The organism is Streptomyces sp. NPDC006335 (assembly GCF_040612795.1).
Lineage (GTDB): Bacteria > Actinomycetota > Actinomycetes > Streptomycetales > Streptomycetaceae > Streptomyces.
The window spans coordinates 19,474-34,806 of the sequence record NZ_JBEXQX010000026.1 but is presented as its reverse complement, the minus strand read 5'-3'; the positions used below and the strand labels follow the sequence as shown (position 1 = coordinate 34,806).

The following is a 15,333-nucleotide window of genomic DNA, read 5'->3' as shown; positions in this document are numbered from 1 at the left end:
GTCATCCCCGGGAGGTAGGACGGGTACGGCCGCCGAAGCCGGCCAGGACGAGGAGCAGCACCCACGTCACGAGCAGGCTGAGCACGGACACGGCGACGGACAACTGGGCCTGCGAACCGCTGACGTTGACGATCCACACGGCGAAGGGCTGGAAGCCCAGCAGCTGCGCCACGGTGAACTCGCCGAGCACCAGGGCCAGGGTGAGGAAGGAGGCGTTGAGGAGGGCGCCCCGCAGGTTGGGCAGTACGGCCCGGACGAGGGCCTGCGGCCAGCCGGCACCGCAGCTGCGGGCGGCCTCGACGAGGGTGCGGACGTCGACGGCGCGCAGGCCGGCGTCCAGGGCCCGGTACACGAAGGGCAGCGCCATCACGACGTAGGCCAGGACCAGGACCACGGGGAAGTCGGGGTTCTGGATCGCCACGAAGGTCTCGAACAGCGGGGTGCGGGAGAGGTGGTCGGGCCCCCACTTGAGGACCGTGCCGATACCGGCGACGAACGCGATCGGCGGGACGACCAGCGGCAGTGAGCACACCACCTCGACGACCGGCCTGAGCCGGGGCGCGCCGAGCCGGAGCGCGACCATCGCGGGCACCATCAGCAGCAGCACGACGGCGATGGTGACGAGGGCCAGCTCCAGCGAGAGCAGCAGACTGGAGACGAATCCGTCGGTGGAGAAGATCTGGGTGTACGCGTCGAAGGTGATCCCCTGGCCGGGCACGTCGACGGTGAAGACGACGGACGCGGCGAGCGGCACCAGGAAGTACAGCCCGGCGAGGCCGAGAACGCCCCACCGCCACGGGTTCAGGCGAGCCATCGGGCGCTCCTCCGCTGAAGGGGCAGGTACACGGCCATGACCAGGCCCGCCACCAGGACCATGTCGAGGCTGAGGGCGAGCGCCACGTTCTCCTGCCCGACGAGGACGTTGCCGGAGATCGCGTCGGCGATCTGAAGGGTGACCAGCGGGATCGAACTGCCCACCATGGCGGCGGCGGTGGCGTACGCGGCGAACGCGCTGCCGAAGAGGAGCACGAACCCGCCGAGCAGGGTGGGCAGCAGGACGGGCAGGGCGACAAAGCGCCAGTACTGCACGGCCGTCGCCCCGTTGTTCTGCGCGGCCTCGCGCCACTGGGCGCGCAGCCCCTCCAGGGCGGGGGTGACGGTGAGCACCATGAGCGGGATCAGGAAGTACAGGTAGACGACGACCAGGCCCCAGAAGCTGTACAGGTCCCAGCCCTCGTCGGTGAGGCCGAAGTGCCGGGTCAGCACACCGGCGTTGCCGAGGGTGGCGACGAAGGCGAAGGCCAGCGGAACCCCGCCGAAGTTGGCGAGCACCCCGGACGCGGTGAGCACGGCCTCGCGCAGGGCGCGGAACCGGGAGGTCACCACGGCCTGGGCGAGCGGCAGTCCGACCAGGGTGCCGAGGGCGGCGGAGACGGCCGACAGCTTCACGCTGCCGAGCAGCGCGGTGAGGTACGCGCCCTTCAGGGAGGTCGTCAGGTTGCCGAGGGTGTACGAAGTCGCCCCGGTGGCCGGGTCCTTGGCGGTGAACGCGCCGTCGAGCATGGCGATCGCGGGCAGCCCGAAGGCGACCGCGACGAACGCGAGCAGCGGGACGACCGCGACCCAGCCGAGGGACCGGCGCCGCCGCCTCACCTGGGCGGCGGACTCCGTGTCCACCCGTACGGCGGTGGCCGTCACCCGGAGACGGCCTTCGCCCAGCCCTGTCCGAGGACCGTCTTGGCCTTGTCCTGCTCAGCCTCGGTCGGGAACTTGGGTGTCCCGGAAACCTCGGGCAGCTTGGCCGCGGCGGCCTTGTCGAGGGTGCCGGCCTTCTCCATGGCGGTCATCAGGACCGGGCGGGCGTATCCCTTGAGCCAGAGGTTCTGGCCCTCGGCGCTGTACAGGTACTCCTGCCACAGGCGGGCGGCCGCGGGGTGCGGGGCGTCCTTGTTGATCGCCTGGGAGTAGTACTGCGAGAACTGGCCGTCTCTCGGGACGGTGACCTTCCAGTCGACGCCCTTGGACTTGAACTCGTCGGCGTAACCGGCGTTCAGGTAGTCCCAGTCGATGCTGATCGGCGTCTCGCCCTTCTCGACGGTGGCCGGCGTCGACTCGACGGGCGTGTAGTTGCCGTTCTGCTTCAGCTTGGCGAAGAAGTCGAGACCGGGCTGGATGTCGTCGAAGGAACCGCCGTTCGCGAGCGCGGCCGCGTAGACACCGCCGAAGGCCGAACCGGACTTGGTGGGGTTGCCGTTGAGGGCGACCTGGCCCTTGTACTGCGGCTTGAGGAGGTCGGCGAAGGTGGTCGGGCAGGTCTTGACACGCTTGGCGTCGCAGCCGATGGAGATGTAGCCGCCGTAGTCGTTGTACCAGCGGGCCTGCGGGTCCTTCTGCCCGGCGGGGATGTCGTCGTACGACGCCACCTTGTACGGCGCGAGCAGGCCCTGCTGGGCGGCGCTGAGCGCGAAGGAGCTGCCGAGGTCGAGGACGTCGGGCGCCCGGTTCTGTCCCTTCCGCGAGGTCACGGCGTTGATCTCGTCCTGGCTGGAGCCGTCGGGGTTCTCCACGGAGATCTTGACGCCGTACTTCTTCTGGAAGCCGTCGATGAGGGCGCCGTAGTCGGCCCAGTCGCGGGGCAGCGCGATGGCGTTGAGCGTGCCCTCCTTCTTGGCGGCGGCGACCAGCTTGTCCATGCCTCCGAAGTCGGCGGCGGAGCCGGCGATGGCGGCGTTCTTGCCGTCGGCGGTGGTCGACGCGGTGTCGGGGGCGGCGCCACAGGCGCTCAGGGCGAGGGCGGCGAGGGTGGCGAGAACACCGAGGGCGGCGCTTCTCGGCAGGGACACGGTCACGGCTTCTCCAGGGGACGCGCGAGGGTGCAGGAGCCATACGGGAGTCAAGAGGGAGAGAACTTGTCTGAACAAGTTGGCCTCAGTAAGGCGGGCGCTGGTGTCGGGCCGGTAAACACTGGCGAAACGCTGACCCCCGAATTTCCGCACAATCCGGGCCCTCGCCGAACCTCTCCGGAACCCCGCCGGATGTCGACTACGCTGGTCACGCTGTGCACAGCATCCGACTCAGAGGGGAAGCATGGGGGCGCGACACGAGGAGATCGCCGACGAGCTGCGCCGCGCGATCGACCGCGAGGAGTACACCGTCGGCAGTCTGCTGCCCGCCGAGACGGAGCTCGCGGCGCACTACGGCGTCTCGCGCGGCACGGTCCGCCAGGCGGTCGCGGCACTCACGACCGAGGGTCTGATCGGCTCCCGCCAGGGCGCCCGGCGGGTGGTGCTGGCCAGCCGACGCAGCCAGAGCTTCGCGGAGCTCAGGAGCTTCGCCGAATGGGCACGGGCGATGGGCCGGGAGGCGACCGGCCAGGTGGTGGCACAGGAGTACCGGCCGGCCTCCAAGGAGGACGCGGTACGCCTCCAACTGGCCTCGGGCACCCCGGTGTTGCACGTCCTGCGGGTACGCGGCCTGGACGGCGAACCGGTGTTGCTGGAGCGGACGGTGTACGCGGACTGGATATCCGCGACCGTCGAGTCCGTCGAACCCGACTGCCCCTCGGTCACCCAACGCCTGTACGACGACACGGGGTTGGTGTTCGCCTACGGGGAGCACGTCATCGACGCGGTGGCGGCGGGCGCGCGGGACGCGGAGCTCCTGGAGGTCCGCCGCACGAGCCCGCTCCTGCGGGTCCGCCGCGTCACCACGACCCGTGAGGGCCGCCCGGTGGAATGGTCCGACGACCGCTACCGTTCGGACGCGGTGAGCTTCAGCGTGCACAACTCGATCGGCAACAACGCGCTGGCGCGGAAGACCGCGGAGTAGGCCCGCGCGGACGGCCCCGCGCGTCGCCAGGGATCGAGGCCGGCCGGCCGCTCGCGGAAGCAGGCCCCTGCCGGCGGATGCTCCCCGCGCCCAGGACTCTCTGCCCCGCAGGCGTACGGTCGCACCACCACCACCGATGACGGAGGTCCCCGTGAACATCGCCGCACTCCCCCGGATCGACGAGCACACGACGCTGGTCACGGCCCGGGCCGACGATGTCTGGCACGCGCTCGGCGAGACCCTGGAGCAGTCCTTCGGCCGCCCCCGCTCCACCCGCTACGCCCGTCTCGTCGGCGTCGCCGACCGTACGGCGTCCGGGACGCGGCCCCTCACCAGGGGCTCGGCCGTCGCGGGGTTCCGGGTCGCCGAAGCGGTCCCCGGGCGGGAGCTCGCCCTCGTCGGGCGGCACCACTTCTCGACGTACTCCCTGGTCTTCCGACTGGAGGAGGCCGAGGGCGGCCGCACCCGGCTGCGGGCCGAGACCCGGGCCAGGTTTCCCGGCCCGTTCGGCGCCCTGTACCGGCTGCTGGTGATCTCCTCGGGCGCGCACGCCCTGCTCACCGGGCGCCTGGTGGCGGCGGTCCGGCGCCGGGCCGAGGACGTCAGGTAGGCGAACCCGAGGAGAAGCGGCGCAGCAGCGGGGAGAGGACCAGCACCGATTTGGTGCGCTCCACGAAGGGCTCGCCCGCGATCCGCTCCAGGACCCGTTCGAAGTGCCGCATGTCGGAGGCGAAGACCTGCACCACCGCGTCGGCGTCGCCGGTGACGGTGGAGGCGGCCACGACCTCCTGGTAGCGCTCCAGGCCCCGCTGGATGGTCTCCGGGGAGGTGTTGCGCCGGCAGTAGATCTCGACGAACCCCTCGGTCTCCCAGCCGAGGGCCGCCGGGTCCACCCGTACGGTGAACCCGGTGATGGCCCCGGTGGCACGCAGCCGGTCCACGCGCCGCTTCACGGCGGGCGCGGACAGGCCGACGATCTGCCCGATGTCCGCGTAGGAGCGGCGGGCGTCCTCGGCGAGGGCGTGCACGATGCGTTCGTCGAGATCGTTCAGCACGGTGGGTGGATCAGCTTTCGGGTGTTGCGAGTCGGGAACGGCGATGGCCGTACACGAAGTAGAACACGAGCCCGACGGCCATCCAGACCCCGAAGACCACCCAGGTGACGGTGGACAGGCTGCCCATCATCCAGACGCAGAAGGCGAAGCCCAGCGCGGGGAAGACCGGCGAGAGTGGGACACGGAAGGTGCGGGGCATGTCCGGGCGGGTCCGGCGCAGCACCACGACGGCGATGTTGACCAGCGCGAAGGCGAAGAGGGTGCCGATGCTGGTGGCGTCGGCGAGCTGGCCGAGCGGGATCGCCGCGGCCAGCACCCCGCAGAACAGGGAGACGATCACCGTGTTGGCGCGGGGCGCGCCGGTCTTCGGGTGGACCCGGGCGAACACCTTGGGCACCAGTCCGTCGCGGGACATCGCGAAGAGGATGCGGGTCTGGCCGTAGAGCACGGTCAGGACGACGCTCGCGATGGCGATGACCGCGCAGAACGCCAGCAGGGTGCCCCAGAAGCTCTGCCCGGTGACCTCGCGCATGATCTGGGCGAGCGCGGCCTCGGAGTCGTTGAAGTGCTGCCAGGGCTTCGCGCCGACGGCGACGGCGGCGACGAGGACGTACAGCGCGGTCACGATGACCAGCGACAGCATGATCGCCCGGGGCAGGTCGCGCTGGGCGTTCTTCGCCTCCTCGCCGGCGGTGGAGGCGGCGTCGAAGCCGATGTACGAGAAGAAGAGCGTGGCACCGGCCGCGCTGACCCCGGCCATCCCGAGGGGCATGAAGTGCTCGTAGTTGCCCGAGCGGAAGCCCTGGACGCCGATCGCGCAGAACAACACCAGCGCGGCGATCTTCACGACGACCATCACGGTGTTGGCGCGGGCCGACTCGCGGGCGCCGCCCAGCAGGAAGGCCATGGCGAGCAGGACGACGATCAGCGCCGGGAGGTTGAAGACCCCGCCGTCGCCGGGCGGGGCGGACAGCGCGTCCGGGATGGTGACACCGATGGTCCCGTCGAGCAGCTCGTTGAGGTACTCGCCCCAGCCGACGGCCACGGCGGCGACCGAGACGCCGTACTCCAAAACCAGGCACCAGCCGCAGATCCAGGCGATCAGTTCGCCCATGGTTGCGTACGCGTACGAGTACGAGGACCCGGAGACCGGGATGGTGCCCGCGAGCTCCGCGTAGGAGAGGGCTGAGAAGAGGGCGGTGAGGCCGGCGATCACGAAGGACAGGGTGACGGCCGGGCCGGCTTTGGGGACCGCCTCGCCGAGGACGACGAAGATGCCGGTGCCGAGGGTGGCGCCGATGCTGATCATCGTGAGCTGCCACAGTCCGAGGGAGCGCCTGAGGGTGCCTCCCTCGCCCTGGCCGCCCTCCGCCACCAGGCGCTCCACCGGCTTGCGCCGCATGAGGCGTGCGCCGAGCCCCGTCGCCTGGGGTGTGCGCTGTTGTGGGGGTGCGCCTTGGTCGAGCACGCGCTGACTCCTTCGTCGCTGCAGGTGAGTACAGCGAAGCACCCTACGAGCCCGGACGTCACAGTCGTAATGCAGCAACCTTGCACGCACTCGCAAGATCGTTGCGTTCCGCGCCGCCGGATGGGCCTTCGTTGCGCGCGACCCGCTTCAGGCCTCGTCAGCGGCCCTCCGGCTCCCCCGCAACGCCCCGCTCCGCCTCGTCGAACCCATCTGACCGGCCCTGCCGCAGGCCGCGGCCCGAGCGTCGACCCATGCCCCCATTAGCCCGTTCGTCCTCTGAGCGAACCTCCGGCTCGAACGCGGCGGACGAGAAACGCGCACGCGTCGACGCACTCGCGGATCGTGCCGTCCTGGTCCTCGTAGCTGTAGCGGTCCAGGTAGTCGGTCACCGGCCGGTAGCCGAGCCGTGCGTACAGGGCGGCCGCGCGGGGGTTGTCCTTCCCGACCCCGATGCCCACGGTCGTCAGACCGCGCTCCAGGGCCAGCTCCTCCGCGGCCCGGATCAGCTCCGTGCCGATCCCCCGTGAGCGCAGCTCCTCGGGCCACACGGCGAGGCCCCCGATCTCGGGGCAGTCCAGAGCGACCTCGGGCGCCGCGCACCCGGTCCAGCGCAGCTCCGCGTGCCCGACGGGCCGCCCGTCCAGCCACGCGACGAGGTAGGTGCACTCCCCCGCCTCCTGCCGCGCGAACCGGCGGGCGTGGAAGGACGTGGCTCCGGGCGAGCCCATGTACCGGTCGAGCAGCGCGACATCGCCGCTCCGGCAGACGGTGATCTCCATACCGGGACCGTACGGCCCGGGAACGCGGACGGCCCCCGGTTTTCACCGGGGGCCGCGCACGTCGGACACGTCGGACCTAGCTCCAGCTCGCGTGCAGCGGCTTGCCCTCCGCGTAGCCGGCCGCGCTCTGGATGCCCACGACCGCCTTCTCGGCGAACTCCTCCAGGGAGCCCGCGCCGGCGTAGGTGCAGGAGGAGCGGACGCCCGCGATGATCGAGTCGATCAGGTCCTCGACACCCGGGCGGGCCGGGTCGAGGAACATCCGGGAGGTCGAGATGCCCTCCTCGAACAGCGCCTTGCGGGCCCGGTCGTACGCCGACTCGTCCGACGTACGGTTGCGCACCGCGCGCGCGGACGCCATGCCGAAGGACTCCTTGTAGAGCCGCCCGCTCGCGTCCTGCTGGAGGTCGCCCGGCGACTCGTAGGTGCCCGCGAACCAGGACCCGATCATCACGTTGGACGCTCCCGCGGCCAGCGCCATGGCGACATCGCGCGGGTGCCGGACACCGCCGTCGGCCCACACGTGCTTGCCGTACTTCTTCGCCTCGGCCGCGCACTCCAGGACCGCCGAGAACTGCGGCCGGCCGACCCCGGTCATCATGCGGGTGGTGCACATGGCGCCGGGGCCCACACCGACCTTGATGATGTCCGCGCCGGCCTCGATCAGGTCCCGCACACCCTCGGCGGCCACGATGTTGCCGGCCACGATCGGGACCCGCGGGTCGAGCGCCCGGACCGTCCTGATCGCGGTGATCATCGACTCCTGGTGGCCGTGCGCGGTGTCGATGACGAGCGTGTCGACGCCGGCGTCGAGGAGTTGCTTGGCCTTCTCCGCGAAGTCGCCGTTGATGCCCACGGCGGCGGCGATGCGCAGCCTGCCCCGCTCGTCGACGGCGGGCGTGTACAGCGTGGCACGCAGGGCGCCCTTGCGGGTCAGGATGCCGGCGAGACGGCCTTCCTGGTCCACGGCGGGGGCGTAGCGCCGGTTGGCCGCGTCGAGGCGGTTGAAGGCCTCACGCGGGTCGATGTCCGCGTCCAGCAGCAGCAGGTCGCGGGACATGACCTCGGCGAGCTGCGTGAAACGGTCGACCCCGGACAGGTCCCGGTCGGTGACGACACCGACGGGCCGGCCGCCCTCGTCGACGACCACCCCGGCGTTGTGCGCGCGCTTGGGCAGCAGGGCGAGCGCGTCGGCGACGGTCTGGTGCGGGGCCAGCACGATCGGGGTGTCCAGGACGTGGTGGCGGCTCTTCACCCAGGAGACGACCTCGGTGACGACCTCGATCGGGATGTCCTGCGGGATGACGACCAGGCCCCCGCGCCGGGCCACGGTCTCGGCCATGCGGCGCCCGGCGATGGCGGTCATGTTGGCGACGACCAGCGGGATCGTGGTGCCCGTGCCGTCCGGCGAGCTGAGGTCCACGCCCTGCCGCGAACCGACGGCGCTGCGACTCGGGACCATGAAGACGTCGTCGTAGGTCAGGTCGTACGGGGGCTGGATGTCGTTGAGGAAACGCACGTGCTGCACATCCCAGTCGATCAGAGGTGGCCCCCGGACAGGTCAGCCAGGGGGAAAGAGCACGTACTTCATTCTCCCATGCCGGACGGGACGGCACCCACGGGCGAATCGTCCAGACCGGCCGCGGGGGCTCTAGGACGAACCTCCAAGGGCGAGCGCCACGGTGACCGCGGACGCCTGCGCGAACACCTCGCGCGCGGTCGCCCACTCCTGCGGCCGCGCCTCGGCGTACCGCTCCCAGTGCCGTACGACGACGAAGGTCTCCTCTCCGCCCCCTTCCCCGGACCACAGGCCCGGGTCGGAGAGGACGTCGGCCAGCGCGTCCCAGTTGCGGCCGAACCAGTCCGGCAGCCGCAGGTCCCGGGCGCAGCGCTCCATGAGGCCCGCCTTGTCCGTGACCCCGTCGAGGTCCAGCGCGACCACGCGTGCCGTCATCTCAGTACCGCCCTGAACGAGTCGTAGTGATCATCGGTGTAGTAGACCTCCCCGCCCTGCCCGGTGACGATGCGCCGGGCCCCGCGGTCGCGCGAGCCCGGCGTGGGGACGGTGTACTCGTGGTAGTAGCCGCGCCGGTGCGCGGGCAGCAGCCGTTCGAAGTTCCCGAAGACCGAACCGTCCTTGGCGTACGGGAACGGCCCGCCCCTGTCGATGAGTCGGAGCGTTTCCCGGGCCTCGGCCGGAAGCTTCGCCTCCTGGACGGTGGCCGGGCCGTCGGTCCGCGCGGGGGCGTCCGGGTCCGCGGACGAACACCCCGTCAGGAGGAGCAGACAGGGGAAGAGCAGACACAGAAGGACCCGGGAGACGAACCGCAGCAGCATGCGCTGCATGCTGCCACGGCCGCCCCCTCACGGGCTCTGTATGACCCTCCGTCAGAGGCCGTCCGGGTCCGCCCTGTTCAGTGCCGGCTTGGGCGTCGGCCCGGCGGTCATCAGCACGTCCGCCGCGGAGGTGTCCGTCACCAGGCTGGTGACGAGCCCGGACCGCAGCACCGCGTCGATCGCGGCCGCCTTGCGCTGCCCGCCCGCGATCGCGACGACCTCGGGGATACGGCGGAGCTGGTCGGCCTTGACGGTGATGCACCGCTCCCCCAGGTCCCGCCCGACCCTGCGGCCCTCGGCGTCGAAAAGGTGCGCGGACATCTCTGCGGCGACGCCGAGCGAGGCGTAGTGGCCGCGCTCCTCGTCGCTGAGCATGTCGTGCACCGTCGAGATGCCCGGCTCCCAGGAGCCGATGGAGACACAGGCGACCGTGACCTTGTCGAAGTACTCGAAGGCCCGGGCGATCCCGGTCTGGTTGCGCAGCGCGGCCGCGGTGGCCGCGTCCGGCAGCAGCATCGGCGCGTAGATGGGGTGGGCGTCCCCGCCGGACACCTGGGCGGCCCGCCGCACCGCCTCCACCGAACCGCGCTCGGCGGTCCCGGCGTCGTACACCCCGGTCAACTGCACCACCGTGCAGGGCGGGAGCCGGTCGAGGGCGGCCGCCATGTGGATGGTGGAGCGGCCCCAGGCCAGGCCCAGGATGTCCCCCTCGTTGACCAGTTCGCCGAGCAGGTCGGCGGCCACTTCTCCCAGGTTCTCGGGGTCCGGGGAGTCCTGGGCCTCGGCCGGGGACTCGACCACGACCGCGTGCCTGAGGCCGTAGCGGGCGCGCAGCGCGTCCGAGCGCTCGGCGTCCAGCTCGGCCGGCACACGGATCTCGATACGCACGAGATCCCGTTCCAGGGCGGTCTCCAGAACCCGGGCCACCTTGAAGCGGCTGACGCCGAACTCCTCCGCGATCTGGATCTTGGACTTGCCCTCCAGGTAGAAGCGGCGGGCCATGGCCGCCGCCTGCACCAGCTCAGCGGGTCCCATCCGCATGGCTGACCGGCCCGCCGACATACCCGACACGGCGTTCTCCTCACTGCTGTTCACACTCTGGATTCGCCGTTCATCCTTGCAGATCCGGCGCACTTGATCAGCCCTGATCGGAGCCGTTCACGTTCCTGACGCTCAGTGGTCGCACGCCCACGAAGCCTTCGCGGTCGCCCCCTCCGCCTGGTTGCGCAATGCACGTACCGCCTCGGCCGGGTCGGACGCCCCGTACACCGCCGACCCGGCGACGAAGACGTCGGCGCCCGCGTCCGCGCAGCGCTCGATGGTGGCAGCCGAGACCCCGCCGTCGACCTGGAGCCACAGCTCAAGACCGTGCTTGCTGATCAACTCGCGGGTCCGGCGAATCTTGGGGAGCATGATGTCGAGGAACGCCTGTCCCCCGAAACCGGGCTCGACGGTCATGATCAGCAGCATGTCGAGCTCGGGGAGCAGGTCCTCGTACGGCTCGATGGGCGTCGCGGGCTTCAGCGCCATGGAGGCGCGGGCGCCCTTGGCCCGGATCTCCCGGGCGAGCCGGACCGGAGCGGCGGCCGCCTCCACATGGAAGGTGACGGAGGAGGCACCCGCCTCTACGTACTGGGGCGCCCAGCGATCGGGGGCCTCGATCATCAGATGGCAGTCCAGCGGGGTGTCCGTCGCACGGGCCAGAGACTCTACGACCGGCACTCCGAGCGTGAGGTTCGGGACGAAATGGTTGTCCATGACGTCGACGTGGAGCCAGTCGGCTCCCTCGACCGCCTTCGCCTCGTCCGCGAGGCGGGCGAAGTCGGCGGACAGGATGCTGGGGTTGATCTGCGCGGCCATGCTCCAAGCCTCCCATGCCGGGGCGCGAAGGGGCGCGCCGGTCCGGACCTAAGCCGTTCATCGGATGTTGTGAACGGGCCGCGCGTGCCATGCTGGGCGGCCGATCGACTCGACTGGTGGCGCCGGGGGTGGCCATGACCGGGAATCGGGGCATCGCGCACTTCGTCTGCGGACGGCGTGCCAAGTGGGTGGTACTGGGGCTGTGGCTGGTGTTGCTGTTCCTGACGGCACCCCTCGCCTCCAAGCTCACCGACGCCCAGGACAACGACGCGGCCTCCTGGCTGCCCGGCTCCGCGGAGTCGACCCAGGTCCTCCAGCTCTCCGAGGACTTCAGGCCGGAACAGATCCCCGCGGTCGTCGTCTTCGCGCGCGAGAGCGGCCTCACGCCGCAGGAGCGGTCCGCGATCGCCAAGGACGTGGCCGAGATCAAGCAGCTGACGGCGCACGGCATCCGCGGCTCGGAGACGCGGGGCCCGGTCTACGACCGGCAGAGCGACCCGCGCGCGGCCCAGATCCTCGTCCCGATCACCATGGACGAGAAGGGCTGGGAGGAGATCGCACCCGCGGTCGACTCCATCCGTGACGTCGTCGGCGAGGGCGGCGACGGGCTCGCCGTGCACATCACCGGACCTGGCGGCACCTCCGCGGACTTCTCCGAGGCCTTCGAGGGCATCGACTCGACGCTGCTGCTGTCCGCGATGGGCGTCGTGATCGTCATGCTGCTCATCACCTACCGCAGCCCCACCCTGCTCCTGGTCCCGCTGCTCTCCGTGGTCGCCGCGCTGTTCACCGCGCAGGCCTTCATCTACCTGCTCGCCGAGCACGCGGGCCTGACGGTCAACGGCCAGAGCGCGGGCATTCTGACGGTCCTCGTCTTCGGCGCGGGGACCGACTACGCCCTGCTGCTGGTCGCCCGCTACCGCGAGGAACTGCACCACCACGAGGACCGCCACGAGGCGATGGCCCTCGCCCTGCACCGCGCGGGGCCGGCCGTCATCGCCTCGGGCGCGACGGTCGTCCTCAGCATGCTGGTCCTGCTGGCCGCCGAGATGAACTCGACCCGCGGCCTCGGCCCCGTCGCCGCGATCGGCGTGGCGGTCGCCCTGCTGGCGATGATGACCCTGTTCCCGGCCCTGCTGGTGATCTTCGGCCGCTGGATCTTCTGGCCGGCGATCCCGCGCTTCGGCGCACCCGACCGCATCGAGAGCGGCGTGTGGGCCCGCACCGGACGCCGTATCGCCCGCCGCCCCCGCATGATCTGGGGCGTCACGGCGCTGGCCCTCGCGATCTGCTCGCTCGGCCTCATCCAGCTGCGCGCCGAGGGCATCGGCAACGCCGACGCGTTCACCGGGAAACCGGACTCCATCGTCGGCCAGGAGGTGTCCGCGAAGTACTTCCCAGCGGGCAGCGGCGACCCCCTGGTCATCGTCAGCAACCAGGCCCAGGCACGGCAGGTCGGCGAGGCGGTCGCGGGCACGCGGGGCGTCGTGCCCGAGTCCCTGGGCCTGCCCCCGGGCACGAAACCGTCGTACGAGGGCAAGGTCCTCTTCGAGGCGACGATGACCGCCCCGGCCGACAGCGAGGCCGCGAAACAGACGGTGGAGCGGGTCCGGGACGCCGTCCACGCGGTCCCGGACGCCGACGCCCGGGTCGGCGGCGGTACGGCCGCCCTGCTGGACATGGACAGGGCGACCACGCACGACAACATCCTGATCATCCCGCTGGTGCTGGTCGTGGTGATGTTGATCCTGTGCGCCCTGCTGCGCGCCCTGGTCGCCCCACTGCTGCTGATCGGGACGGTGATCCTGTCCTTCGCGGCGGCCCTGGGCATCAGCGCCCTGGCCTTCCGCCACCTGTTCGACTACGCGGGCGAGTCCACGGACTTCCCGCTGTTCGTGTTCGTCTTCCTGGTGGCCCTGGGCATCGACTACAACATCTTCCTGACCACCCGTATCCGCGAGGAGGCCGCCCACCGGGGCACTCGCCCGGGTGTGGTGACGGGCCTGGCGGCGACCGGCGCGGTCATCACCTCCGCCGGCCTGGTCCTGGCCGGCACCTTCGCCGCCCTCGGCACCCTCCCCATGGTCGCCTTCGCGGAGATCGGCTTCGCGGTGGCGCTGGGAGTCCTCCTGGACACCTTCATCGTCCGCTCGGTCCTGGTGACGTCCCTGTTCCTGGACGTGGGGTCAAAGGTGTGGTGGCCCCACAGTCTTGCCAAGGAGGGGGATGAGTCGACCCACCCAGGGGTGCGGGGAACTGCGCGACCGGCCGAGACGGCGCAGCAGACACACGACTGACTCACCCGGTCCGGCGAATGACCGCCAGATACATCGCATCGGTCCCATGTACATGCGGCCACAGCTGGACGTCGGGCCCTTCACCCAGGTCCGGAACCCCGGGCAACAACTCCCGCGCGTCGACGAGCTCGGCGGCCGGCCACTGCTTGAGCACGTCGTCCACGACGGCCCGAGTCTCCGCGAGGTGCGGCGAACAGGTCGCGTACCCGACGACCCCGCCCACCCTGACGGAGTCCATCGCGGTGCTCAACAGCGCCCGCTGCAACGGCCCGAACCCCTCCAGATCCTGGGGCCGACGCCGCCACCGGGCCTCCGGCCGGCGCCGCAGCGCCCCGAGTCCCGTGCACGGCACGTCCACCAGCACCCGGTCGAAGCTCCCCGGCTGCCACGGCGGCCTTGTCCCGTCCGCGGCGATGACCTGGTACGGCCCGGGGTTCCCGGCGAGCGCCTTGGCGACGAGCCCGGCCCGGTGCGGCTGCTTCTCCGAGGCGAGCAGCACGGCCCCGCGCTCGGCGGCGAGCGCGGCGAGCAGCGCGGCCTTGCCGCCGGGCCCGGCACACCCGTCGAGCCACTTCTCGTCCCGGCCTTCGAGGGGCGCGTTCGCCAGCGCCAGCGCGACGAGCTGACTGCCCTCGTCCTGCACCCCGGCCCGGCCCTCCCGTACGGCGTCGACGGCCCCGGGCTCGCCGCCCTCGGCCAGCCGTACGGCATACGGCGACCAGCGCCCCGCCACGGCGGACTCCTCGCGCAGCAGTTCCTCGGTGGTGGCCCGTCCCGGCCGGGCGACGAGGGTCACCTCGGGCCGCTCGTTGTCGGCCTCCAGCAGCCGTTCGATGCCGGCCCGCCCGCCGCCGAGGGAGTCCCACAGCGCGGAGACGACCCAGCGGGGGTGGGAGTGCACGACGGCGAGATGGTCCTCGGGGTCGTCGTCGTAGGGCGGCGCGACCTTCGCGATCCAGCCGTCGAGGTCGTCCTGAGCGACCTTGCGCAGCACGGCGTTGACGAACTTGGCCCGTCCGTCGCCGAGCACGACCCGCGCGAGCTCGACGGAGGCGGACACGGCGGCGTGCGTCGGGATCCGCGTCCCGAGCAGCTGATGCACCCCGAGGCTCAGCACGTCGAGCACCGGCGGATCGACCTCGCGCAACGGCCGGTCGACGCACTCGGCGATGATCGCGTCGTACGTCCCCTGCCGCCGCAGCGTCCCGTACACGAGCTCGGTGGCCAGCGCCGCGTCCCGGGCCTCGAAACCGCCCTTCTCCCGCGCCTTCCGCAACAACGGCGGCAGGACGAGGTTGGCGTACGCGTCCCGCTCGTCCACGGCCCGCAGCGCCTCGAAGGCGAGGATACGGACGGGGTCCTTCTGGGGCCGACGGTACGGCTTGCCGGGCTTGCCGGTCCGGCGGGGTTGCTCGCTCACGAAAAGGTGCTCCGGGTTCAAGGTCTGGATACGCCCCAAGCGTACGTCTACGGGACTCTCAGAGGGGCTGCCGGAGAGCCTGGCGTACTCGTTGGGCCGGGGCACCACGAGTAACCGGTGTGCGAGGGCCCCGAACCAGAGAGCCCGTCCCGGAGACGGGGTCGCCCGCCCAGACCCGGACTCTTCCGACGCAGAGGCTCACCCGCCCCAGCGAGCCGCTGGACCAGTGCCGCAGGCCGCCACAGACGCCGGGAGGGACCCCCGCGCGCGTCAGCCCATCTCCCCGACC

15 protein-coding genes are annotated in these 15,333 nt (G+C 71.4%); 3 read left to right on the top strand and 12 right to left on the bottom strand.

What is annotated here, in order from left to right; all coding sequences use genetic code 11:
* Position 1: 1 nt before the first annotated feature.
* From ABZ098_RS41085 to ABZ098_RS41075, 3 genes are read right to left on the bottom strand one after another with little or no spacing between them, the layout of a single operon-like run.
* Complete coding sequence (locus tag ABZ098_RS41085) at positions 2–814, bottom strand: ABC transporter permease subunit (RefSeq protein ID WP_356599474.1); 813 nt, start codon at positions 812–814, stop codon at positions 2–4.
* Positions 802–1,698: an ABC transporter permease subunit gene (locus ABZ098_RS41080; protein ID WP_356599472.1), complete on the bottom strand. Its 897-nt coding sequence runs from the start codon at positions 1,696–1,698 to the stop codon at positions 802–804. Before ABZ098_RS41080 ends, ABZ098_RS41085 begins: the two co-directional genes overlap by 13 nt.
* Positions 1,695–2,849 (bottom strand): extracellular solute-binding protein, encoded by a 1,155-nt coding sequence (locus tag ABZ098_RS41075; RefSeq protein ID WP_356599470.1) that lies wholly within the window; start codon positions 2,847–2,849, stop codon positions 1,695–1,697. Before ABZ098_RS41075 ends, ABZ098_RS41080 begins: the two co-directional genes overlap by 4 nt.
* Positions 2,850–3,087: 238 nt before the next feature.
* On the opposite strand from ABZ098_RS41075, the gene ABZ098_RS41070 reads away from it, so the two are divergent.
* Positions 3,088–3,828 carry a GntR family transcriptional regulator gene (locus tag ABZ098_RS41070; protein ID WP_356599468.1) on the top strand — a complete coding sequence of 247 codons (741 nt, stop codon included), beginning with the start codon at positions 3,088–3,090 and terminating at the stop codon, positions 3,826–3,828.
* Positions 3,829–3,979: 151 nt separating this feature from the next.
* Entirely contained in the window at positions 3,980–4,438 is a 459-nt protein-coding gene (locus ABZ098_RS41065) for a hypothetical protein (protein WP_356599466.1), read from the top strand.
* On the opposite strand, the gene ABZ098_RS41060 is transcribed toward ABZ098_RS41065, so the two are convergent.
* The 8 genes from ABZ098_RS41060 to rpe all read right to left on the bottom strand — a co-directional run bounded on the left by ABZ098_RS41060 (position 4,431) and on the right by rpe (position 11,327).
* A complete protein-coding gene (locus tag ABZ098_RS41060; RefSeq protein ID WP_020117426.1) occupies positions 4,431–4,883 on the bottom strand; it encodes an Lrp/AsnC family transcriptional regulator in 453 nt (150 codons plus the stop codon). The two genes, ABZ098_RS41065 and ABZ098_RS41060, sit on opposite strands and share 8 nt — an antisense overlap.
* 10 nt (positions 4,884–4,893) lie before the next feature.
* Positions 4,894–6,351 (bottom strand): amino acid permease, encoded by a 1,458-nt coding sequence (locus tag ABZ098_RS41055; protein ID WP_356599464.1) that lies wholly within the window; start codon positions 6,349–6,351, stop codon positions 4,894–4,896.
* 260 nt (positions 6,352–6,611) lie between these two features.
* Positions 6,612–7,130, bottom strand: a complete 519-nt coding sequence (locus ABZ098_RS41050) for a GNAT family N-acetyltransferase (protein ID WP_356599462.1) — start codon at positions 7,128–7,130, stop codon at positions 6,612–6,614.
* Positions 7,131–7,206: 76 nt separating this feature from the next.
* Entirely contained in the window at positions 7,207–8,649 is a 1,443-nt protein-coding gene (locus tag ABZ098_RS41045) for a GuaB1 family IMP dehydrogenase-related protein (protein ID WP_356599597.1), read from the bottom strand.
* 132 nt (positions 8,650–8,781) lie between these two features.
* On the bottom strand, positions 8,782–9,084 hold the full coding sequence (locus ABZ098_RS41040; protein ID WP_356599461.1) for a barstar family protein: 303 nt from the start codon (positions 9,082–9,084) through the stop codon (positions 8,782–8,784).
* Positions 9,081–9,467 (bottom strand): ribonuclease domain-containing protein, encoded by a 387-nt coding sequence (locus ABZ098_RS41035; RefSeq protein WP_356599595.1) that lies wholly within the window; start codon positions 9,465–9,467, stop codon positions 9,081–9,083. The genes ABZ098_RS41040 and ABZ098_RS41035 overlap by 4 nt, the downstream gene beginning before the upstream one ends.
* A gap of 51 nt (positions 9,468–9,518) precedes the next feature.
* The gene (locus ABZ098_RS41030; protein WP_356599459.1) at positions 9,519–10,562 is read right to left on the bottom strand and encodes a sugar-binding domain-containing protein; all 1,044 of its coding nucleotides are present in this window, start codon (positions 10,560–10,562) and stop codon (positions 9,519–9,521) included.
* Between the two features lie 78 nt (positions 10,563–10,640).
* Entirely contained in the window at positions 10,641–11,327 is a 687-nt protein-coding gene (gene rpe / locus ABZ098_RS41025) for a ribulose-phosphate 3-epimerase (protein WP_356599457.1), read from the bottom strand.
* 134 nt (positions 11,328–11,461) lie between these two features.
* Here rpe and ABZ098_RS41020 point away from each other — a divergent pair, with 134 nt between their 5' ends.
* On the top strand, positions 11,462–13,624 hold the full coding sequence (locus tag ABZ098_RS41020) for an MMPL family transporter (protein WP_356599455.1): 2,163 nt from the start codon (positions 11,462–11,464) through the stop codon (positions 13,622–13,624).
* Between the two features lies 1 nt (position 13,625).
* On the opposite strand, the gene ABZ098_RS41015 is transcribed toward ABZ098_RS41020, so the two are convergent.
* A complete protein-coding gene (locus ABZ098_RS41015) occupies positions 13,626–15,044 on the bottom strand; it encodes a transcription antitermination factor NusB (protein ID WP_356599453.1) in 1,419 nt (472 codons plus the stop codon).
* Between the last annotated feature and the right edge of the window lie 289 nt (positions 15,045–15,333).

Excerpts from the sequence above, each read along its gene's own strand:
- ABZ098_RS41070 (WP_356599468.1), top strand. The coding sequence starts at position 3,088 with ATGGGGGCGCGACACGAGGAGATCGCCGACGAGCTGCGCCGCGCGATC.
- ABZ098_RS41085 (WP_356599474.1), bottom strand. The coding sequence starts at position 814 with ATGGCTCGCCTGAACCCGTGGCGGTGGGGCGTTCTCGGCCTCGCCGGG.
- ABZ098_RS41040 (WP_356599461.1), bottom strand. The coding sequence starts at position 9,084 with ATGACGGCACGCGTGGTCGCGCTGGACCTCGACGGGGTCACGGACAAG.
- ABZ098_RS41035 (WP_356599595.1), bottom strand. The coding sequence starts at position 9,467 with ATGCTGCTGCGGTTCGTCTCCCGGGTCCTTCTGTGTCTGCTCTTCCCC.
- ABZ098_RS41020 (WP_356599455.1), top strand. The coding sequence starts at position 11,462 with ATGACCGGGAATCGGGGCATCGCGCACTTCGTCTGCGGACGGCGTGCC.
- rpe (WP_356599457.1), bottom strand. The coding sequence starts at position 11,327 with ATGGCCGCGCAGATCAACCCCAGCATCCTGTCCGCCGACTTCGCCCGC.
- ABZ098_RS41050 (WP_356599462.1), bottom strand. The coding sequence starts at position 7,130 with ATGGAGATCACCGTCTGCCGGAGCGGCGATGTCGCGCTGCTCGACCGG.